Raw genomic sequence first — 20,926 nt, forward strand, 5'->3', positions numbered from 1 at the left:
CCCGAAGGTCAGCTCGAACGTCTCACTACGGAGGAGCGGCTCATGATTCGGCTTCCCTCGCACCGCCTGACCACCGCGCCCCGCTGGTTCCCCGCCGGGGCTCCCGGGCCCGCGTGTCTGCCCGAGCACGTCGCCGCGACCGGGGTGGGCGCCTGGTGGGGCGACCGCGCGCCGAGACCGCGCGCCATGGCCGTCTCGTGCGCGGGCCACGTCCTGCTGGACGGCGACCCGGGGAGCGTCGACCCCGCGTTCCTGGCCCCGTTCGCGCACAGCCATGTCGAGGCGCCCGTCCGCTTCCTGCCGGTGCTCGGCGCCGCCTTCGACCGGGTCCTGCCGGCCGAGCGCATGGTGTACGTGCACCGGGAACCGGTGGCCGCGCCCCGTCCGCCACGCGGTCTGGGCGTCCGCCGGCTGGTGCCCGACGACGCCCCCGCGCTCGCCGGCCTCTCCCCCGACGCCGCCTGGATCCACGCCAGTTGGGGCGGTCCGGCCGGTCTTGCCGCCTCCGGGCACGGGTGGGCCGCGTTCGACCGGGGCGGCCGGCTCGCCGCCGTCGCCTGCGGGTACTTCGTGGGCGAGGCGTACGAGGACGTGGCCGTGCTCACCGCCCCCGAGCGGCGCCGCGAGCATCTGGCGCTGGCCTGTGTCACCGCTCTGTGCGCGGACATCGCCGAGCGCGGCCGCCTCGCGAGCTGGTCGTGCGGGCGCCACGACCGGCCGAGCCGGCTGCTGGCCTGGACCGCGGGTTTCCGACTGCACCACGAGTACGTCCGGTACGTGACGGGAGAACCCGCCGCCCGGCCGCAGTCCTCGCCGCGCGCTTCCGCGTGAGGGGTGCCCCAACGTGTCCCTGCCCGCCGCACGGATCCACGCCCGCCGCACAGATGGCCGGTAATAGCCGTCCGCTCGTTCGAGATCAAGAGCGATCAGAAGAGGGCAAGGTCACAGCCCGTGGTGGCACCGCGTGCCATGGATTGCGCCCTAGCATCAGGGCATGACGGTCCTGCCTGACGACGGGCTTTCCCTGGCCGCCGAGTTCCCTGATGCGACCCATGAGCAGTGGCAGCGCCTGGTGGAGGGCGTGCTGCGCAAGTCGGGTAAGGAAGCATCGGGAGCGGCGGCCGAGGAAGCGCTGTCCACCTCCCTGGAGGACGGGCTCACCACCCGCCCCCTGTACACCTCCCGCGACGCCGCGCCCGCCGCCGGCCATCCCGGTTTCGCCCCCTTCGTACGGGGCGGCACCCCCGGCGGCAACGCCGCCACGGGCTGGGACGTGCGCCAGCGGCACGCGAGCGCCGATCCCGTCCGGATGAACGAAGCCGTGCTCGGCGACCTGGAGAACGGCGTCACCTCGCTGTGGCTCGGCGTGGGCGCCGGCGGCGTGCCGGTGTCCGGGCTGGCCCGGGCGCTGGACGGCGTCTATCTCGACCTGGCGCCGATCGCGCTCGACGCCGGCGCCGCGTTCGGGCCCGCCGCGCGCGAGCTGCTGCGCCTGTACGAGGCGGCGGGCGTCCCCAAGGAGTCGACGCGCGGCACGCTCGGGGCGGACGTGCTCGGCCACGAGGCCCGTACCGGCGAGGCGGTGGAGCCGGCCGAGGCCATCGAGCTGGCGCGGCTGTGCGGGCGGGAGTACCCGGGTCTGCGCGCCCTGACCGTGGACGCGCTGCCGTACCATGAGGCGGGCGGTTCGGCCGCGCAGGAGCTGGCCGCCTCCCTCGCCACGGGTGTCGCCTACCTGCGGGAGCTGACCGGCGCCGGCCTGTCGGTCGACGAGGCCTGCGGGCAGCTGGAGTTCCGCTACGCGGCCACCGCCGACCAGTTCCTGACCATCGCCAAGTTCCGGGCGGCCAGGCGCCTTTGGGCGCGGGTCGCCGAGGTGTGCGGGGCGCCCTCCGCCGGGGCGCAGCGGCAGCACGCCGTGACCTCCCCGGTGATGATGACGCGCCGCGACCCGTGGGTGAACATGCTGCGCACCACGGTGGCGTGTCTGGGCGCGGGCGTCGGTGGCGCGGACGCCGTCACCGTGCTGCCGTTCGACCACTCGCTGGGTCTGCCCGACGCGTTCGCGCGCCGCATCGCGCGCAACACGTCCACGATCCTGATCGAGGAGTCGCATCTGGCCCGGGTGATCGACCCGGCGGGCGGCTCCTGGTACGTGGAGCGGCTCACCGACGAACTCGCGCACAGCGCCTGGGAGTTCTTCCAGGAGATCGAGCGCGCGGGCGGGCAGCCGGCGGCCCTGCGCTCCGGGATGATCGGTGAGCGTCTGGCCGCCACCTGGGCCGAGCGCCGCGCGAAGCTCGCCCGGCGCCGTGAACCGATCACCGGTGTCAGCGAGTTCCCGCACCTCGCGGAGCGGCCCGTGGAGCGCGAGGCCGCCCCGGCCGCGCCGGCCGGCGGTCTGCCGCGGGTGCGCCGTGACGAGGCGTTCGAGGAGCTGCGTGCCCGCTCGGACGCGCACCTGGCGGCGACCGGCGCGCGCCCGAGGGTCTTCCTCGCCGCGCTCGGCCCGGCCGCCGCGCATACCGCGCGGGCCACGTTCGCCGCCAATCTCTTCCAGGCGGGCGGCATCGAGGCCGTGCACGAACCGGCCACCGTGGACGCGGCGACGGCCGCCGAAGCCTTCAAGTCGAGCGGCGCTTCCGTGGCGTGCCTGTGTTCCAGCGACGCGCTCTACGCCGAACAGGCCGAGGCCGTCGCCCTGGAGCTCCGGGAAGCGGGCGCGGACCAGGTGTTCCTCGCGGGACGCGGTGACCACGCAGGCGTCGACACGCAGGTCTTCGCCGGCTGTGACGCCGTGGCCGTGCTCTCCTCCACCCTCGACCGCATGGGAGTGGCGTAATGCGCATCCCCGACTTCTCCTCCGTCGACCTCGGGCCCGGTTCGGGCGCGAAGGGCTCCGACGACCAGTGGCGCTCCGCCGTGAAGGAGTTCACGGGCAGGTCCGAGAGCGACCTCTTGTGGGAGACGCCCGAGGGCATCGCGGTCAAGCCGCTGTACACGGGCGCCGACCTGGAGGGCCTGGACTTCCTGGACACCTATCCCGGTGTCGCCCCGTATCTGCGCGGGCCCTATCCGACGATGTACGTGAACCAGCCCTGGACGATCCGGCAGTACGCGGGGTTCTCCACCGCCGAGGAGTCCAACGCCTTCTACCGCCGCAATCTCGCGGCGGGGCAGAAGGGCCTGTCGGTCGCCTTCGACCTGCCGACGCACCGGGGGTACGACAGCGATCACCCGCGCGTCACCGGTGACGTGGGCATGGCCGGCGTGGCGATCGACTCCATCTATGACATGCGTCAGCTCTTCGACGGCATTCCGCTGGACAAGATGACCGTGTCGATGACGATGAACGGCGCCGTGCTGCCCGTGCTCGCGCTGTACATCGTGGCGGCCGAGGAACAGGGTGTGCCGCCGGAGAAGCTGGCCGGGACCATCCAGAACGACATCCTCAAGGAGTTCATGGTCCGCAACACCTACATCTATCCGCCGAAGCCCTCGATGCGGATCATCTCCGACATCTTCGCGTACACCTCGCAGAAGATGCCGCGCTACAACTCCATCTCCATCTCCGGCTACCACATCCAGGAAGCGGGTGCGACGGCCGATCTGGAGCTGGCGTACACGCTCGCCGACGGCGTGGAGTACCTGCGGGCCGGGCAGGAGGCGGGCCTCGACGTCGACGCGTTCGCGCCCCGGCTCTCCTTCTTCTGGGCGATCGGCATGAACTTCTTCATGGAGGTCGCCAAGCTCCGCGCGGCGCGCCTGCTGTGGGCGAAGCTGGTCAGGCAGTTCGACCCGAAGAACGCCAAGTCCCTCTCGCTGCGCACCCATTCGCAGACGTCGGGCTGGTCGCTGACCGCGCAGGACGTGTTCAACAACGTCACCCGCACCTGTGTCGAGGCGATGGCGGCGACGCAGGGGCACACCCAGTCCCTGCACACGAACGCCCTCGACGAGGCGCTCGCCCTGCCGACCGACTTCTCCGCGCGGATCGCCCGCAACACCCAGCTGCTGATCCAGCAGGAGTCGGGGACGACGCGGACGATCGACCCGTGGGGCGGCAGCGCGTACGTGGAGAAGCTGACGTACGACCTGGCCCGCCGTGCCTGGCAGCACATCGAGGAGGTGGAGGCGGCGGGCGGCATGGCGCAGGCCATCGACGCCGGCATCCCGAAGCTGCGCGTCGAGGAGGCCGCCGCGCGCACCCAGGCCCGCATCGACTCGGGGCGCCAGCCCGTCATCGGCGTCAACAAGTACCGGGTGGAGACCGACGAGCGGATCGACGTCCGGGCGGTCGACAACTCCTCGGTGCGTGCCCAGCAGATCGACAAGCTGCGGCGCCTGCGCGCGGAGCGCGACGAGGCGGCCTGCCAGGACGCGCTGCGGGCGCTCACCGCGGCGGCCGAGCGCGGCCCGGGAGCCGGCGCCGGCCTGGAGGGCAACCTGCTGGCGCTCGCGGTCGACGCGGCCCGCGCGAAGGCGACGGTCGGTGAGATCTCCGACGCGTTGGAGAGCGTGTACGGGCGGCACGCGGGCCAGATCCGTACGATCTCCGGTGTGTACCGCACCGAAGCAGGCCAGTCCCCCTCCGTCGAGCGCACCCGCGCGCTGGTGGACGCCTTCGACGAGGCCGAGGGGCGCCGGCCGCGCATCCTGGTCGCCAAGATGGGCCAGGACGGCCACGACCGCGGCCAGAAGGTGATCGCCAGCGCCTTCGCCGACCTCGGCTTCGACGTGGACGTCGGCCCGCTCTTCCAGACCCCGGCCGAGGTCGCCCGGCAGGCGGTCGAGGCGGACGTGCACATCGTGGGCGTCTCGTCGCTGGCCGCCGGGCACCTTACTCTCGTACCGGCGCTGCGCGAGGAACTGGCCGCCGAGGGCCGCGAGGACATCATGATCGTGGTGGGCGGGGTGATCCCCCCGCAGGACGTCGAGGCGCTGCACGCGGCGGGTGCCACCGCGGTGTTCCCGCCCGGCACGGTGATCCCGGACGCGGCGTACGACCTGGTGAACCGACTGGCGGCCGATCTCGGCCACGACCTGTGAGCCGGTGAGCGCCGACCCATGCCTGTGACGATCGACATCGACGCGTACGTGAAGGGCGTCCTCGACGGGAAGCGCGCGTATGTCGCGCGTGCCATCACCCTCGTCGAGTCGACCCGGCCGCAGCACCGCGCGCTGGCCCAGCAGTTGCTGACCGCGCTGCTGCCGCACAGCGGGCGGGCCCGGCGGGTCGGCATCAGCGGGGTGCCGGGCGTCGGCAAGTCCACGTTCATCGACGCGCTCGGCACGATGCTCACCTCGCTCGGCCACCGGGTCGCGGTGCTCGCCGTCGACCCGTCGTCCACGCGCACGGGCGGTTCCATCCTGGGTGACAAGACGCGGATGGAGCGGCTCTCGCTGGATCCCGCCGCGTTCGTGCGTCCCTCCCCCTCCGCCGGGACGCTCGGCGGGGTCGCCAAGGCGACGCGGGAGTCGATCGTGGTGATGGAGGCGGCGGGCTACGACGTGGTCCTGGTGGAGACCGTGGGTGTCGGACAGTCGGAGACGACGGTCGCGAACATGGTCGACACGTTCCTGCTGCTGACCCTGGCCCGTACGGGCGATCAGCTGCAGGGCATCAAGAAGGGCGTCCTCGAACTCGCGGACGTGATCGCCGTGAACAAGGCGGACGGCCCGCACGAGCGGGACGCGCGCTCGGCGGCCCGGGAACTGGCGGGCGCGCTGCGGCTGATGCACCCGGCCGACGCCGCGTGGACGCCTCCGGTCCTCACGTGCAGTGCCCGGGAGTCCAGCGGCCTGGACACGCTGTGGGAGCGCGTCGAGCAGCACCGCACGCTCCTGGACTCGACCGGCAGGCTGGCGGCCAAGCGCCGTGACCAGCAGGTCGACTGGACGTGGTCGACGGTGCGGGACGAGCTGCTCGGCCGGCTCCTGGCGCACGCGGAGGTGCGCCGGGTGGCCCCCGAGCTCGAGCAGCGCGTGCGGGAGGGTACGTTGACGGCCACGTCGGCCGCCGAGCGGATCCTCGACGCGTTCCAGGGCGGCGGCCGTCCGGCGCCGCCGGACTGAACGGGGTCCGCCGCCCTCCCCCCACCGATCGGAGCCACCCGCACCATGAACGACCCCCGCGCCGACTCCCCCGTCCTGGTCCGCCGTGCGGGCCGCGCCGGGCATCTCGTCCTGAACCGGCCGCGGGCCATCAACGCCCTCGACCACGCCATGGTGCGGCTGCTGGCCGACGCCCTCACCGCCTGGGAGGACGACGCGTCGGTGGCGACGGTGGTCCTCACCGGCGCCGGGGAGCGGGGGCTGTGCGCGGGCGGTGACATCCGCTCCATCCACGACGACGTGAAGGCGGGCGACGGGAGCGCGTCGGCCGCGTTCTGGCGGGACGAGTACCGCCTGAACGCCCGGATCGCCCGCTACCCGAAGCCGTACGTCGCCGTCATGGACGGGATCGTGATGGGCGGCGGCGTGGGCGTCTCGGCCCACGGCGACGTGCGGGTGGTCACCGAGCGCTCGCGGGTGGCCATGCCGGAGACCGGCATCGGGTTCGTGCCCGACGTGGGCGGCACCTACCTGCTCACGCGCACCCCCGGCGAGCTGGGCACGCATCTCGCGCTGACCGGCACGGCCGTGGGCGCGGGTGACGCGCTGCTGTGCGGGCTGGCCGACCACTTTGTGCCCTCGCGGCTCCTGACGGAGTTCACCACGGCCCTCGGCGACACCGAGGTGTCCGAGGCCCTGCGGCGCTTCGGGCGGCCGGCTCCGGCGGGCGAACTCGCCGCGTGCCGGGAGTGGATCGACCACTGCTACGCGGCGGACACCGTCGAGGAGATCATCGAACGGCTGTACGCATGTGGTGAGCGGCAGGCGAAGGAGGCGGCCGAGACGATCCTGACGAGGTCGCCGACCGCGCTGAAGGTCACCCTGGCCTCGCTGCGCCGGGCCCGCGAACTGCCCACCCTGGAGGCCGTACTGGACCAGGAGTACCGCGTGTCCTGTGCGGCGCTCGCCCTGCCCGACCTGCAAGAGGGCATCAGGGCCCAGGTCATCGACAAGAGCCGCAGGCCGCGCTGGTCGCCCGCCGGACTCGACCAGGTGACGCCGGCGGACGTGGCCCGCTTCTTCGAGGACGTCGACACGGCGGCCCCGCAGCTCAGGGCGGGTCGATCTCGGTGACGACGGCGAGGAGTTGGAAGGGCAGCTCCTTGTCCCACTGGGCGACGCCGAGGGCGATCCAGCGGCCGTCCACATGCCACAGGCGCAGGTCCGGCACGGACGAGCTGAGCCCGGCCCACGGCTCCGGTATCTCCTCGGCCCCGGCGTCGCCCCCGGCCGGCGCAGCCGTGTCCAGGGTCCGCTCGAAGACACTGGCCAGGCTGAACCACTGGGGCGGGCCCCAGCGGTCGGTGAGCAGGACCGTCAGCCCGTCCCGCTCGGCCTCGTACTGCTCCTCGGCGAGGTGGCGACGCGTGCCGTCGTCCTCCCAGAAGGAGTCGCTCGTCAGTAACTCCGCCACGTGGTACCCGGGGCCCTCGCAGCCGCACTCCGACCTGCCGTGCTCCTCGGGAAACTCCCGTGAGCGCAGCAGGTCGATCGCGGCGAGATGCTGTGCGGTGCTCATGGCGCCCAGTAAAGCGGGCACCACTGACAACGGGTCAGCGGGCCCTGCGCTCGCCGCTGTCCCCCGTTCCGAGTACGATCCGGCCATCACGCGCACGAGCTGGGAGGACGTACGTTGGGGCAGCTGACCGGCGGGGATCCCTCTCTGTTGCGGCGGATCAACTCCGCGGTGGTGCTGCACGCGCTGCGCGCCGCGGACCTGGCGACGCTCACGGAGATCACCCGAGTGACCGGGCTCTCCCGGCCCACCGTCGAGGGGGTCGTCGAGGGGCTCATCGAGGCCGGGCTCGTGGTGGAGTCCGCGGCCGAGGACAGCGGTGCCCGGCGCCAGGGGCGGCCCGCCCGGAAGTTCCGCTTCCGGGCCGAGGCGGGCCATCTGCTGGGCCTGGAGATCGGCCCGCACCGGGTCGCGGCCGTCCTTTCGGACCTGCACGGCAAGGTCCTCGGCACGGCCTCCAAGGACGTCTCCGAGGAGGCTCCCGCGGACGAGCGGCTCGAACGGCTGCGCACCACGGTGGCCGAGCTGCTGCGCCGCGCGGGGATAGCCCGCAGCTCGCTGCGCGCGGTCGGGGTGGGCAGTCCCGGCATCCTGGAGGCGGACGGCACGGTACGGCTGAGCACGGCGCTGCCCGAGTGGACGGGGCTTCAGCTCGGTGAGCGGCTGCGCCGTTCCTTCAAGTGCCCGGTCCTGGTGGAGAACGACGCCAACGCGGCGGCCGTGGCCGAGCACTGGAAGGGCGCGGCGACCGACACCGACGACGTGGTGTTCGTCCTCGCGGGGCTGAGCCCGGGGGCCGGTTCGCTGATCGGTGGCCGGCTGCACCGCGGTTACGGCGGCGCGGCGGGCGAGATCGGCGCGCTGCATCTGCTGGGCCGCGAGGTCACCCCGGAGACGCTGCTCTCCACCACGGACGAGCCGCTGCACCCGCTGGACGAGCAGGCGGTCGCCGAGGTCTTCGCCCATGCCAAGGAGGGCGACGAACGTGCGCGGGCGGCGGTGGACCGCTTCATCCAGCGCCTGGTGCACGACGTCGCGGCCCTCGTGCTCGCCCTCGACCCCGAACTGGTCGTGGTGGGCGGCTGGGCGGCGGGGCTGGACGGCGTACTGGAGCCGCTGCGCCGGGAGCTGGCGCGCTACTGCCTGCGGCCGCCCCGCGTCGCGCTGTCAGCGCTCGGCGAGGCGGCGGTGGCGACGGGCGCGCTGCGGCTGGCGCTCGACCACGTCGAGGAGCAGCTGTTCGCCGTGGAGGGCACGGTCACCGCCCGCCGGTGAGGCGCGGGCGGTGCCGGGCGGCGGTCAGGAAGCGCGCCGCTCCGGGCCGTGGTGGATCTCGACGCCGCCGGCGTCGCCGAAGGTGAGCCGGCAGGTGTCCGCGCGGTAGGTCGCCACGGAGACCGCGGCCGTGCGGCCCTCGGCGAGGAAGCGGGTCGTCACCAGGAGGACCGGCGCGCCCGGCAGCCGGTCGAGCGCCTTGGCGTCGTCCGCGCGGGCCGAGCCCAGTTCGACGGCCCTGTCCTGTCCTTCGAGGGCGAGCCGGGCCAGCTCGCGCAGGACGACGCGCGCGCGGGCGGCGCCGGACGGCGCGTCCATGCCGGTCAGTTCGGCGACCGAGGACATCGGGACGTACAGCAGTTCGGCGGCGACGGGCTGTCCCTGGGAGACGCGGGTGCGGCGCACGATGTGGACCTGCTCGTCGGGGAGGGTCTCCAGCATGCGGGCGACGGCCGCGGGCGGGAGGCCCGGAGCGCAGTCGGCGGGCTGCCAGGCGTCGCCGACCGCGCCGGGCCAGGTGCCCTGCGCGGACCCGACGGCCACACCCATCCGGGGCGGGGCCACGGTCGTGCCGACCCCGCGGCGGCGCTGCAGCCGCCCTTCCAGTTCGAGCTGTTCGAGTGCCTGGCGGAGCGTGGCGCGGGCGACGCCGAAGCGGGCGGCCAGCTCACGCTCGTTCGGCAGGATCTCCCCCACCGCGAACTCGGAGTCGAGCGCCTCACTGAGCACGGTCTTCAGGTGCCAGTACTTCGGCTCCGGCACCGATTCGAGCTGCGTGGTCCCCACCCTGTCCTCCGCAATCGCCGTTGACCGGCGGCTTTTTAGCGCCCTTGTTTATTAAAGGTTCCTGCACTATCCCTGCGACCATAGGCCTGCGCCCACCCTTGGTCAAGACCAATCCTGGATCCGTTACAGCCCGCACAGGGTTGATGCCACAGAGCATTCATGCGGAGTTCGCACGGGGCCAAGCGGGCGTAATCGGCCATGCCCGTGGAGAGGGGCGCGCGGATTCCTCGGAAAGAAGCCCCCACCGCCGGGTGGGGGCTTGGTTCCGGGGGGTCGTGGGCCGTCCCGGGCGGTTATTCGCCGTGCCCGTGGTGGGCGAGCAGCAGGAGCTTGTCCGGATTGCGGATGATGTAGACGCGTTGAATGCGGCCGTCGGCGGTGTCCACCTGGAGGACACTGTCCGGCTTCCCGTCGGCCAGAAGGAGCACCGATTCGGCTCCATTGAGTTCGAGGAACCGCAATTCCAGCTCGGACCCGGGAGCGAGGCCCTTGGCGGCGACGCCGTGCAGGAAGCGGCCCACCTTTTCGGCGGTCTCGACGACGCGCAGCGGCGCCTTGGCCTTGCCGCCGCTGTCACCGACGAGTCGGACGTCCGGGGCGAGCAGCGCCATCAGGCCCTCCAGGTCGCCCTCGGCGGCCGCCGCCAGGAACCGCTCGGTGAGGTCGCGGCGCTCGGCCGGGTCCACCTCGTAGCGGGGGCGGCCCGCCTCGACGTGCTTGCGGGCGCGCCCCGCGAGCTGGCGCACCGCGGCCTCGCCGCGGTCCAGCGTGTGCGCGATCTCGGCGTAGGGGAATCCGAAGGCCTCCCGCAGCACGAAGACGGCGCGCTCCAGGGGCGAGAGGGACTCCATGACGACGAGGACCGCCAGGGAGACGGACTCGGCGAGGACGGCCCGCTCGGCGGTGTCGGGGACGGTGGGGCCGAAGTCGGTGACGTAGGGCTCGGGGAGCCACGGTCCCACGTACGCCTCGCGCCGGGACTGGACGTGGCGCAGCCGGTCGATGGCGAGGCGGGTGGTGACACGCACCAAGTAGGCGCGCGGGTCGCGGACTTGGCCGTGGTCGGCGGCGGACCAGCGGAGCCAGGCCTCCTGGACGACGTCCTCCGCGTCGGCCACCCGGCCGAGCATGCGGTAGGCGACACCCATCAGGACGGGGCGGTGCTGTTCGAAGAGGTCGGTCGCGCTGTCGGTAGCCACCTCTCCATCCCAGCTCACTGAAGATCCGCTGTCCAGGAGGAATCGGGGCGGCCCCGTGAGGCGTGGGCCACCTTTTGAAGTGGGCTGCCTCTTGAAGTGGGGCTGCCTCTTGAAGTGGTGCCTACTGGGCGGTAATTGTTGCTGACAACGTGTCTAACGCAGTTGAGGAGCCGTCGTCCCGCGACGGGAACAGGAGCAGCCATGTCCGCAGAGGTGTCCTTCGAGGTCGCGTCGCCCGGCGGCCCCCGCACCATGACGATCGCCTACGAACGGTCGGGCGCGGGTGAACCGTTGCTCCTGCTGCACGGCATAGGCCACCACCGCCAGGCCTGGGAACCGGTGACGCGGATCCTGGCCGCCGAGTACGACGTGATCGCGGTGGACCTGCCGGGCTTCGGGGAGTCGCCCGCGCTGCCGGACGGGCTGACGTACGGCCTCCCCACGGTCGTCTCGGCGCTCGGCGCGCTGTGTGCGGCCCTGAAGATCGAGCGTCCCCATGTGGCGGGCAACTCCCTGGGCGGGCTGCTCGCCCTGGAGCTGGGCCGGGAGCGGCTCGTGCGCTCCGTCACCGCCCTGTCGCCCGGCGGCTTCTGGTCGGCGGCCGAACGCCGGTACGCCTTCAGCACCCTGCTCGCACTGCGGCGGGGCGCGCGGCTGCTGCCGCTTTCGGTGGTCGAGAGGCTGTCCGGCAGCGCGGCCGGTCGCGCGGTGCTCACCGGTGCCATCTACGCCCGTCCGGGGCGCCGTTCACCGGAGGCGGTCGTCGCCGAGACGCTCGCCCTGCGCCATGCCCCGGGCTTCGAGGCGACGCTCACGGCCGGCCGGGACGTCCTCTTCCGCGACGACGTGCGGGGGCTGCCGGTCACCGTCGCCTGGGGCACCCGGGACCGGGTGCTCCTGCGCCGCCAGGGGATACGGGCCAAGCAGGTCATCCCCGATGCGCGGCTCGTCCGGCTGCCCGGCTGCGGGCACGTCCCGATGAACGACGACCCGGCCCTGGTCGCCCGGGTCATCCGCGACACCTGCCGCTGACGGGCTCGGGGCCCGCCGCCGCGAGCGGGTGTACGGGGGCCGGGGCAGACGCGGAGCAGGTCCTCCTCGGTGGGACCGCGTCCGCACGAAGACCCGCGACCCACAGGCCGGGCCCAGGTGTTGCGTGCGCGCCGGTTCCCCCGGGCGGGCGGGGAGTTGTTCACTTGTGGTTCGTGCGGGCGCTGTGGCGCGCCCCTGGTCAGCGGCGCGCACACTGGTCGCACCCCGTCAACTGGAGGCGCATTCATGTCACGACGTCAGCCGAGCCCGTCCCCCCGCCGCCGCAGCCTGCTGCTCGGATCGCTGGCCGCACCGGCGGCGCTCGCCGTGCCGGGGCTCGCCGGGGCCGCTCCCGCGTTCGCCCGGTCCGGCCGCCCGGAGGCCGGGTGGGGCGTGCGGGCGGGGGACGTGACCGCGCACGCGGGGCTCGTCTGGGTCCGGTCCGACCGCCCGGCCCGGATGATCGTGGAGACGGCGGCCACGGAGTCGTTCCGCGACGCGCGGCGCCGGCACGGCCCGCTGCTCGGGCCGGACACCGACTTCACGGGGACGACCCGGCTGCGGGGGCTGCCGGCCGGCGAGCAGATCCACTACCGGGTGCTGCTCGCGGACCCCGACGACCCGCGCCGCACCGGGCGGCCGGTCACCGGCACCTTCCGCACGACGCCCAAGAGCCGCAAGGAAGGGGTGCGCTTCCTGTGGTCGGGCGATATCGCGGGCCAGGGCTGGGGCATCAACCCGGACCGGGGCGGCTACCGCGTCTTCGAGGAGATGCGCCGCCGCGACCCCGACTTCTTCCTGTGCAGCGGTGACAACATCTACGCCGACGGGCCGATCCAGCCGAGCGTCACCCTCCCCGACGGCTCCGTGTGGCGGAACGTCACGACGGAGGAGAAGTCGAAGGTCGCCGAGTCCCTCGACGAGTTCCGCGGCGCGTTCCGCTACAACCTCCTCGACGAGAACCTGCGCCGGTTCAACGCGCAGGTGCCCTCCCTCGTGCAGTGGGACGACCACGAGGTGCGCAACAACTGGTACCCGGGCCAGATCCTGGACGACGCCCGCTACACGGAGAAGGACGTGAACGTGCTGGCGGGCCGCTCCCTGCGGGCGTTCAGCGAGTACTTCCCCGTCTCGACGCTGCCGCCGGGCGACGAGGAGGGGCGGGTGTACCGCGTACTGCGGCACGGGCCGCTCCTGGACGTGTTCGTCCTGGACATGCGCTCGTACCGCAACGCCAACTCGCCGAACAGGCAGATCGACGACGCCACCGGCATCCTCGGCGCCCGGCAGCTGGCCTGGCTGAAGCGGGAGCTGTCGCGGTCCCGGGCGGTGTGGAAGGTCATCGCCTCCGACATGCCCCTCGGGCTCGTCGTGCCGGACGGCAGGGCGAACTTCGAGGCCGTCGCGCAGGGCGATCCCGGCGCACCGCTCGGCCGCGAACTGCAGATCGCCGAGCTGCTGCGGCACATCAAGCACCGGCGGATCACCGGGACGGTGTGGCTGACCGCCGACGTGCACTACACCTCGGCGCAGCACTACGACCCCTCGCGGGCGGCGTTCAAGGACTTCGCGCCGTTCTGGGAGTTCGTGTCCGGGCCGCTGGCCGCCGGCGGTTTCCCCGCGACGAAGCTCGACGCGACGTTCGGCCCCGAGCAGAAGTTCGTCAAGGCGCCGAGCCGCGCGAACACCTCGCCGGCCGAGACACCGCAGTACTTCGGCGAGGTCGACATCGACGGGGGCAGCGGGGACCTGACCGTCCGGCTGCGGCAGGAGGGCGGTGGCGTCCTGTTCACGAAGGTGCTGCGGCCGGGCCGGGTGGGGCAGTGATCCGGCCCGGCGATACAGTCCGGCGAAGGGCACGAAAAGGACAGATGGCCTCTTAACCCATCAGTCACACGACGTTCGTGATCACGCAACACCGCTCGCCCACAGTGGTCGCATGCGAACTGAACCGACCGATGTGACCCGCGCCAAGCACGGCCGCCCCGTTCATCACTGGCGGCGCGACGTGGTCGAGCTGGCCGCTCTCTTCACGGCCGTCGCGGTGGCGGACGCCGTGGCCAACATGATCGGGCACGGCCCCGACGGGCCTGCCCTGCTCGTGATCTCGGCCGTGGTGCTCCTCGCCACGACCGGGTTCCACCTCTGGTGGGCACGACGCCACAACCATGCCCCGCCGGCACCCGATATCGGCGCCCGGCCACCCGCCGAGGCGGAGCAGGCCGGGCCCGCCACCACCGCACGGAGCGGCCACCCGGCCACGCCCGGAGCGACGACGCTGTGGCGGATGCGTACGACCGTACGGGACGAGCCGGGCTCCCTGGCCGCGCTCTGCGGGGCGCTCGCCGAGCTGGGGGTGGACATCCTGAGCCTGCAGGCACATCCCCTGGCCGAGGGCACGGTCGACGAGTTCCTGCTGCGCGCCCCGGAAGCCCTGGCCGGCGCCGAGATCACCCGGTCGATCGCCCGCGCGGGCGGCGCGGGCACCTGGATCGAACGCGCCGACACCCACGACCTGGTGGACGCCCCCACCCGCATCCTGGGCCTTGCCACCCGCACCGCGCTCGACGCCGCCGAGCTGCCGCTCGCCCTGCGACAGCTCCTCGGCCGCTGCACCATCCGCTCGCTGCCCGCCGCCTCCCGAGCCGTGGGCCGCCAGGCCCCGACGCCGCCCGCGGCACCGGTGGACGGCGCGCTCGAAGGGACCGTGCTGCGCCTGAACGGCCCGGACGGCGAGGTGATCACCGTGGAGCGGCCCCATCTGCCGTTCACCCCCACGGAGTTCGCCCGCGCGCGTGCCCTGGTGGAACTGGACACACGGCTCGGTCCGCGGGTCCCGCGCAGCCAGGACGTGCTGACCCTGCCCGAGGGCAACTCCATCACCGTGCGCCGGGCCGACACGGCCGACATCCAGGCCGCCAAAGCCATGCACGACCGCTGCTCGCAACGCACCCTGAGCATGCGCTACCACGGCCCGGTGCGGGACGCCGACCGCTATCTGGGCCACCTGCTCAGCCCGCGGTTCGGCCGCACCCTCGCGGTGCAGACGGCCTCCGGCCGCATCGTCGGCGTCGGCCATCTGCTCTGGGACGGCGACGAGACCGAGATCGCGCTGCTCGTGGAGGACGAGTGGCAGCGGCGCGGCATCGGCGGTCAGCTGCTCGGCCGGCTCGTGGCGATGGCGGCCGAGGCGGGCTGCGAGAGCGTGTACGCGGTGACCCAGGCCTCCAACACGGGCATGGTCGCCGCGATGCGGGGTCTCGGCCTGCCGCTCGACTACCAGATCGAGGAGGGCACGCTGGTGATCACCGCCCGCCTCGACGCGCCGTCCGTCAGCGCGCGGCAGCCGCACGGCGAGGCTCGCCCGCACGAGGGGGCACGGTCGCACGACGGTCGCGTCGAGCGGCATCAGCGGGCGGAGCGCTGACCGGGCCGAGGGCCTGGTCCAGGTCGCGCCACAGGTCCTCGACGTCCTCCAGACCGCACGACATGCGCAGCAGGCGGTCGCTCACGCCGGACGAGTGCCGGTCCGCGGCGTCCACCACGCGGTGGCTGATGGACGCCGGGTGCTGGATGAGCGAGTCGACGCTGCCGAGGCTGACCGCCGGGGTGATCAGCCGGACCCCGGCGATCACCTCGTGCGGGTCGCCGCACACCTCGAAGGCGACCATGGCGCCGCCGAGCCGGGGGTAGTGGACGCGCGCCACACGCGGGTCCCCGGCGAGGCGCCGCGCCAGCTCCGCCGCGTTCGCCGACGCCGCCCGCACCCGGACCGGCAGCGTGGCGAGGCCGCGCAGCAGCAGGTACCCGGCGAGCGGATGCAGCACCCCTCCGGTGGCGAACCGCACCTGGCGCAGCCGGCGCGCGAACTCCTCGTCGCACGCGACGACTCCGGCGAGGACGTCACCGTGGCCGCCCAAGTACTTCGTGGCGCTGTGCAGCACCAGGCGGGCGCCGCTCTCCACGGGCCGCTGGAGGACGGGAGTGGCGAAGGTGTTGTCGGCGAGCAGCGGCACCTCGCCGCAGGAGTGGGCCACGGCGGCCAGGTCTAGTTCGGCGAGCGTCGGGTTGGCCGGTGACTCGACCATCACCAGACCGGTGTCGGGACGGACGGCGTCCGCGATGCCGGCCGGGTCCACCCACGTCACCTCGGTGCCGAGCAGCCCCGCAGTGAGCAGGTGGTCGCTGCAGCCGTACAGCGGCCGCACCGCCACGACGTGCCGCAGGCCGGCGGCGGCGCGCACCAGCAGGACCGCGGTGAGGGCGGCCATGCCGCTGGCGAACGCGACGGCGCTCTCGGTGCCTTCGAGGCGGGCCAGCGCGGTCTCGAAACGGGCGACCGTCGGATTGCCGAGCCGGGCGTAGACGGGCGGCCCGTCGTCGAGGACCCCCTCGGCGGCGAAGGCGTCGATGCGGGCGGCCTCGCCGCGGCTGTCGCGGGAGGGGTAGGTCGTGGAGAGGTCGATGGGCGGGGCGTGCAGGCCCAGTTCGGCCAGATCGTCCCGCCCGGCGTGCACGGCCTCGGTGGCCAGTGCACGCGGCGCCTCCCGCATGGCTTTCTCCGTGTTCGCTTCCATGCCCCACAGACTGAACAGGACCCGGGCCGACGGCGGCACATCCCGTGCTACGTTCGCCCGATGGCCGACTCTGTCGCACTGGACCCGGTGGACCTCCACATTCTGCGGCTGTTGCAGAACGACGCCCGGACCACCTACCGCGACCTCGCGGCGCAGGTCGGTGTGGCGCCGTCCACCTGCCTCGACCGGGTGGCGCGGCTGCGGCGCTCGGGGGTGATCCTCGGCCACCAGCTGCGCCTGGATCCGGCGAAACTCGGGCGCGGCCTCCAGGCCCTGCTCTCGGTGCAGGTGCGGCCGCACCGCCGCGACCTCGTGGTGCCCTTCGTGGAACGGATCCGGGCCCTGCCCGAGTCGTTGTCGCTGTTCCATCTCACGGGCCCGGAGGACTTCCTGGTGCATGTGGCGGTGGCCGGCCCGGCGGATCTCCAGCGGCTGGTGCTCGACGAGTTCACGGCGCGGCGCGAAGTGGCCCGCGTGGAGACGAGGTTGATCTTCCAGCAGTGGGAGTGCGGCCCCCTGCTGCCGGCCGAGGACGCCGGCGCCGGACCACGCGAGATTCCCGCCGAACCATGATGACGCGCACCGTCCCCTCGTACGAGGATGTCCGCATGTCAGTGACGAAGAACCCACATCCGAACGCCGGCCCCCTGCCCCGCGAGGTCGCCGACGCGTACGTCGACGAGCTCATCGCCCTCGACCCCATCACCGGCACCTACCTCGGCGTACGGGAGAGCGACAGCAGGCTCCCCGACACCTCGCCCGCCGGTCAGGAGGCGCTCGCCCGGCTGGCGCGGACGACCCTCGTCCGGCTGGACGAGGCGGAAACCCGGCCCGGGGCGGACCGGGAGATCGAGCGCCGCTGCGGCAGGCTGCTGCGCGAGCGGCTCACCGCGGAGCTGGCCGTGCACGACGCCGGGGAGGGCCTGCGCCGGGTCGGCAATCTCGACACGATGCCGCACCAGGTGCGGGAGATCTTCACCGTGACGCCCATGGAGACGCGGGAGGACTGGGCGGTCATCGCCGAGCGGCTGCGGGCCGTACCGACCGCGCTGGAGGGCTATCGCGCCTCGCTCGAACTCGGCCTGGACCGCAAGCTGTTCGGGGCGCCGCGCCCCACGGCCACGTTCATCGGGCAGCTCACCGAGTGGGCGGGCGGAGCGGGCAAGGGCGGCTGGTTCGAGGAGTTCGCCGCCGCGGGGCCGGACGCGCTGCGCTCCGAGCTGGACGACGCGGCGCGGGCCGCCACCGCCTCCGTGGTCTCGCTGCGGGACTGGATGCGGGACGTCTACGCGCCCACGATCGAGGGCTCCCCCGACACCGTGGGCCGCGAGCGCTACGCCCTGCTGTCCCGCTACTTCAACGGCACGGATCTGAATCTCGACGAGGCGTACGCGTACGGCTGGTCGGAGTTCCACCGGCTGCTCGGGGAGATGCGCGCCGAGGCGGAGAAGGTCCTGCCGGGGGCCGCCACGCCCTGGGTGGCGCTGGCGCACCTGGACGAGCACGGCACGCACATCGAGGGCGTCGAGGAGGTGCGGGTGTGGCTCCAGGAGCTGATGGACGAGGCGATCGAGGCGCTGGACGGCACGCACTTCGAACTCGCCGAGCGCGTCCGCACGGTGGAGTCCCACATCGCCCCGCCCGGCGGCGCGGCGGCCCCCTACTACACGGGCCCGTCCGAGGACTTCTCGCGCCCCGGCCGCACCTGGCTGCCGACCATGGGTGAGACCCGCTTCCCCGTCTACGACCTCGTCTCCACCTGGTACCACGAGGGCGTGCCGGGCCACCACCTCCAGATCGCCCAGTGGGCCCACGTGGCGCAGGACCTCTCCCGCTACCAGGCGACCGTCGGCCTCGTCAGCGCGAACGCGGAGGGCTGGGCGCTCTACGCCGAGCGGCTCATGGACGAGCTGGGCTTCCTCACCGACCCCGAGCGCAGGCTCGGTTATCTGGACGCCCAGATGATGCGCGCGCTGCGGGTCATCGTCGACATCGGCATGCACCTGGAGCTGGAGATCCCGGCGGACTCCCCCTTCCACCCGGGCGAGCGCTGGACACCGGACCTGGCCCAGGAGTTCTGCGACGCGCACTCCAGCCGCCCGGCGGAGTACGTGGCGAGCGAGCTGACGCGCTACCTCACGATCCCGGGCCAGGCCATCGGCTACAAGCTGGGCGAGCGGGCGTGGCTGCTCGGCCGCGAGAACGCGCGCCGGCGCCACGGCGACGCGTTCGACGCGAAGGCATGGCACATGGCGGCGCTCTCCCAGGGCTCGCTGGGTCTGGACGACCTGGTGGACGAGCTGTCCCGGCTGTGAGCAAGGGGGCGGTGGGCGGCCGTGGCTGCGGCCCGTCCACCGCCCCTCTGGGGTCAGCAGCCGCAGTCGGCGGCGTCGAGCGGCGCCGTGAGGCCGTCCGGGGCGCGTCGCTCCCGGCCCTCCCACGTCTCGTACGCGAAGCCTTCCCGCGCCCAGTACTCGAAGCCGCCGAGCATCTCCTTGACCGGGAAGCCGAGCCGGGCGAGGGCGAGGGCCGCCCGGGTGGCGCCGTTGCAGCCCGGGCCCCAGCAGTAGGTGATCACCGGCACCGACTTGTCGAGGAGCGCCTCGGCCTGCTCGGGGATGAGCGCGGTGGGCAGGTGGAGTGCGCCCGGGATGTGCCCCTGGTCCCACGACGCGGTGCTGCGGGTGTCGATCACGACGAAGCCGGGGTCGCCGCCGTCCGCGAGGGCGGCGGCCACGTCGGAGACATCGGCGTGGAAGGCGAGGCTCGCCCCGAAGTACGCGGCGGCCGCGGCCGGGGAGGCGGGCGGGATCCGCAGAACGGAATTCACGGCGGCGGGAAGTGCGGCGGCCGAGTCGGCGGAAGGGGAGCTGACCTGCACGTTCGTGGTGTCCATGGCAGAAATCTAGGTGCCGCAACCGGAAGTCTGAAGCGGCGATCCCCGGCACCCCCCTTGATCGGCCGGGGATTTCCCTGTTTCCTCTCGGGCATGACCGGTTATTCCACGGACGCCACCGACTGGCGCATCCTCGACGTCCTCCAGCGCGAGGGCCGCGCCAGCTACGCCGAGCTGGCGCGCGCCGTCTCGATGTCCGCGAGCGCCGTCACCGAGCGCGTGCGGCGCCTGGAGGAGGCGGGCGTCATCCAGGGCTACGCGGCCGTGGTCGACCCGGAGCGGCTGGGGCTGCCGATTCTCGCGTTCGTGCGGCTGCGCTACCCGACGGGGAATTACAAGCCTTTCCACGACCTGGTCGAGGCCACCCCGGAGATCCTCGAGGCGCATCACGTCACCGGCGACGACTGCTTCGTCATCAAGGTCGCCGCGCGGTCGATGAACCACCTCGAAGAGGTCTCGGGCCGGATCGGCGCCCTGGGTTCGGTGACGACGAGCGTCGTCTACTCCTCTCCCCTGCCGAGGCGCCCGCTGGGACGCTGACGGCGCCGTCACCTCGGGGCAGGCCGGGTGTGCGGCGACTGCGCCGGGTACGCCGGCTAGAACACCGACCAGCCCGTCACGGTGGTGAAGTGGTCGAGCGCCGCCACGCCCGCCACCGAGTTGCCGTACGAGTCCAGGCCCGGGCTCCAGACGCACAGGGTGCAGCGTCCGGGGATCACCGCGACGATGCCGCCGCCGACGCCGCTCTTGCCCGGCAGCCCGACGCGGTAGGCGAAACTGCCCGCCGCGTCGTAGGTGCCGCAGGTGAGCATGACCGCGTTGACCTGCTTCGCCTCGCGGGCGGGCAGCAGACGCGTGCCGTCGTTGCGCAGGCCGTGCCGGGCGAGGAAGGCCGCCGCGAGGGCGAGGTCGCGGCAGCTCATGCGGATCGCGCACTGCCGGAAGTAGTGGTCGAGCACCATGCCGACGGGATTGTCGAGGTTGCCGTAGCTCGCCATGAAGTGGGCCAGAGCCGCGTTGCGGTCGCCGTGCTCGGCCTCGGAGGCGGCCACCACCGGATCGAAGGCGACGTCCGGGTTGCCGCTCTCGGCGCGCAGGAACTCCAGCATCGTCGCGCCGGCGTCCCCGGTGAGGCTCTGCAGCCGGTCCGTGACGACCAGCGCGCCGGCGTTGATGAAGGGATTGCGCGGGATGCCGTTCTCGTACTCGAGCTGGACCAGCGAGTTGAAGGGGTTGCCGGACGGTTCCGTGCCGACCCGGTCCCAGATCCGCTCGCCGCCCTCCGCGAGGACGAGCGCGAGGCTGAAGGCCTTGGAGATGGACTGGACGGAGAACGGCTCCTGCCAGTCCCCCACCCCGTGCACCTCGCCGTCGACGTCGGCGACCGCGATGCCGAACCGCTCGGCATCCACGCCGGCGAGCGCCGGGATGTACCGGGCCACCTGACCGCGGCCCACCAGCGGCCGGGCGAAGGCGGCGACTTCCTCGAGAACGGCCTGGTAGTCCACAACCTGCGCTTTCTGCCTGTACG

The 20,926-nt window shown here is 73.2% G+C and carries 18 protein-coding genes; 12 read left to right on the forward strand and 6 right to left on the reverse strand.

Going from position 1 to position 20,926, the window contains the following annotated elements:
• The first annotated feature begins 42 nt into the window (after positions 1 to 42).
• From ACZ516_RS12560 to ACZ516_RS12580, 5 genes are all read left to right on the forward strand, one after another.
• On the forward strand, positions 43 to 831 hold the full coding sequence (locus ACZ516_RS12560; protein ID WP_469009976.1) for a GNAT family N-acetyltransferase: 789 nt from the start codon (positions 43 to 45) through the stop codon (positions 829 to 831).
• A gap of 163 nt (positions 832 to 994) precedes the next feature.
• Positions 995 to 2,842: a methylmalonyl-CoA mutase family protein gene (locus tag ACZ516_RS12565; RefSeq protein ID WP_469009978.1), complete on the forward strand. Its 1,848-nt coding sequence runs from the start codon at positions 995 to 997 to the stop codon at positions 2,840 to 2,842.
• Positions 2,842 to 5,049 carry a methylmalonyl-CoA mutase gene (gene scpA / locus ACZ516_RS12570; RefSeq protein WP_469009980.1) on the forward strand — a complete coding sequence of 736 codons (2,208 nt, stop codon included), beginning with the start codon at positions 2,842 to 2,844 and terminating at the stop codon, positions 5,047 to 5,049. Before ACZ516_RS12565 ends, scpA begins: the two co-directional genes overlap by 1 nt.
• An 18-nt stretch (positions 5,050 to 5,067) precedes the next feature.
• Positions 5,068 to 6,075 (forward strand): methylmalonyl Co-A mutase-associated GTPase MeaB, encoded by a 1,008-nt coding sequence (gene meaB / locus ACZ516_RS12575; RefSeq protein WP_469009981.1) that lies wholly within the window; start codon positions 5,068 to 5,070, stop codon positions 6,073 to 6,075.
• A 45-nt stretch (positions 6,076 to 6,120) separates the two neighbouring features.
• Entirely contained in the window at positions 6,121 to 7,188 is a 1,068-nt protein-coding gene (locus ACZ516_RS12580; RefSeq protein WP_469009983.1) for an enoyl-CoA hydratase/isomerase family protein, read from the forward strand.
• Here ACZ516_RS12580 and ACZ516_RS12585 read toward each other — a convergent pair.
• On the reverse strand, positions 7,166 to 7,633 hold the full coding sequence (locus ACZ516_RS12585) for a hypothetical protein (RefSeq protein ID WP_361082173.1): 468 nt from the start codon (positions 7,631 to 7,633) through the stop codon (positions 7,166 to 7,168). The genes ACZ516_RS12580 and ACZ516_RS12585 overlap by 23 nt on opposite strands.
• A gap of 114 nt (positions 7,634 to 7,747) precedes the next feature.
• Here ACZ516_RS12585 and ACZ516_RS12590 point away from each other — a divergent pair, with 114 nt between their 5' ends.
• On the forward strand, positions 7,748 to 8,905 hold the full coding sequence (locus ACZ516_RS12590; RefSeq protein WP_358909970.1) for an ROK family transcriptional regulator: 1,158 nt from the start codon (positions 7,748 to 7,750) through the stop codon (positions 8,903 to 8,905).
• A 24-nt stretch (positions 8,906 to 8,929) separates the two neighbouring features.
• Here ACZ516_RS12590 and ACZ516_RS12595 read toward each other — a convergent pair whose 3' ends face one another.
• Together ACZ516_RS12595 and ACZ516_RS12600 are read right to left on the reverse strand one after the other, a co-directional pair.
• On the reverse strand, positions 8,930 to 9,691 hold the full coding sequence (locus tag ACZ516_RS12595; protein WP_361082170.1) for a GntR family transcriptional regulator: 762 nt from the start codon (positions 9,689 to 9,691) through the stop codon (positions 8,930 to 8,932).
• Between the two features lie 293 nt (positions 9,692 to 9,984).
• Positions 9,985 to 10,890, reverse strand: a complete 906-nt coding sequence (locus tag ACZ516_RS12600) for an RNA polymerase sigma-70 factor (protein ID WP_469009985.1) — start codon at positions 10,888 to 10,890, stop codon at positions 9,985 to 9,987.
• A gap of 201 nt (positions 10,891 to 11,091) precedes the next feature.
• On the opposite strand from ACZ516_RS12600, the gene ACZ516_RS12605 reads away from it, so the two are divergent.
• The 3 genes from ACZ516_RS12605 to ACZ516_RS12615 all read left to right on the forward strand — a co-directional run bounded on the left by ACZ516_RS12605 (position 11,092) and on the right by ACZ516_RS12615 (position 15,349).
• Positions 11,092 to 11,922 carry an alpha/beta fold hydrolase gene (locus tag ACZ516_RS12605; RefSeq protein WP_361082167.1) on the forward strand — a complete coding sequence of 277 codons (831 nt, stop codon included), beginning with the start codon at positions 11,092 to 11,094 and terminating at the stop codon, positions 11,920 to 11,922.
• Between the two features lie 246 nt (positions 11,923 to 12,168).
• Positions 12,169 to 13,749, forward strand: a complete 1,581-nt coding sequence (locus ACZ516_RS12610; RefSeq protein WP_361082165.1) for an alkaline phosphatase D family protein — start codon at positions 12,169 to 12,171, stop codon at positions 13,747 to 13,749.
• 112 nt (positions 13,750 to 13,861) lie between these two features.
• Positions 13,862 to 15,349 carry a GNAT family N-acetyltransferase gene (locus ACZ516_RS12615; RefSeq protein WP_361082163.1) on the forward strand — a complete coding sequence of 496 codons (1,488 nt, stop codon included), beginning with the start codon at positions 13,862 to 13,864 and terminating at the stop codon, positions 15,347 to 15,349.
• Here ACZ516_RS12615 and ACZ516_RS12620 read toward each other — a convergent pair.
• Complete coding sequence (locus tag ACZ516_RS12620; RefSeq protein WP_469009986.1) at positions 15,255 to 16,499, reverse strand: trans-sulfuration enzyme family protein; 1,245 nt, start codon at positions 16,497 to 16,499, stop codon at positions 15,255 to 15,257. The two genes, ACZ516_RS12615 and ACZ516_RS12620, sit on opposite strands and share 95 nt — an antisense overlap.
• Positions 16,500 to 16,559: 60 nt before the next feature.
• On the opposite strand from ACZ516_RS12620, the gene ACZ516_RS12625 reads away from it, so the two are divergent.
• Positions 16,560 to 17,072, forward strand: a complete 513-nt coding sequence (locus ACZ516_RS12625) for an Lrp/AsnC family transcriptional regulator (protein WP_361082159.1) — start codon at positions 16,560 to 16,562, stop codon at positions 17,070 to 17,072.
• A 35-nt stretch (positions 17,073 to 17,107) separates the two neighbouring features.
• Entirely contained in the window at positions 17,108 to 18,814 is a 1,707-nt protein-coding gene (locus ACZ516_RS12630) for a DUF885 domain-containing protein (protein WP_358590239.1), read from the forward strand.
• Between the two features lie 53 nt (positions 18,815 to 18,867).
• Here ACZ516_RS12630 and ACZ516_RS12635 read toward each other — a convergent pair whose 3' ends face one another.
• Positions 18,868 to 19,395 (reverse strand): rhodanese-like domain-containing protein, encoded by a 528-nt coding sequence (locus ACZ516_RS12635; protein WP_358698928.1) that lies wholly within the window; start codon positions 19,393 to 19,395, stop codon positions 18,868 to 18,870.
• Between the two features lie 93 nt (positions 19,396 to 19,488).
• Here ACZ516_RS12635 and ACZ516_RS12640 point away from each other — a divergent pair, with 93 nt between their 5' ends.
• Positions 19,489 to 19,935, forward strand: a complete 447-nt coding sequence (locus ACZ516_RS12640) for an Lrp/AsnC family transcriptional regulator (protein WP_125510884.1) — start codon at positions 19,489 to 19,491, stop codon at positions 19,933 to 19,935.
• 56 nt (positions 19,936 to 19,991) lie between these two features.
• Here ACZ516_RS12640 and ACZ516_RS12645 read toward each other — a convergent pair whose 3' ends face one another.
• A complete protein-coding gene (locus tag ACZ516_RS12645) occupies positions 19,992 to 20,903 on the reverse strand; it encodes a glutaminase (protein WP_469009988.1) in 912 nt (303 codons plus the stop codon).
• Positions 20,904 to 20,926 lie beyond the last annotated feature (23 nt).

The sequence above is a fragment of the Streptomyces sp. NPDC034037 genome (assembly GCF_055575715.1).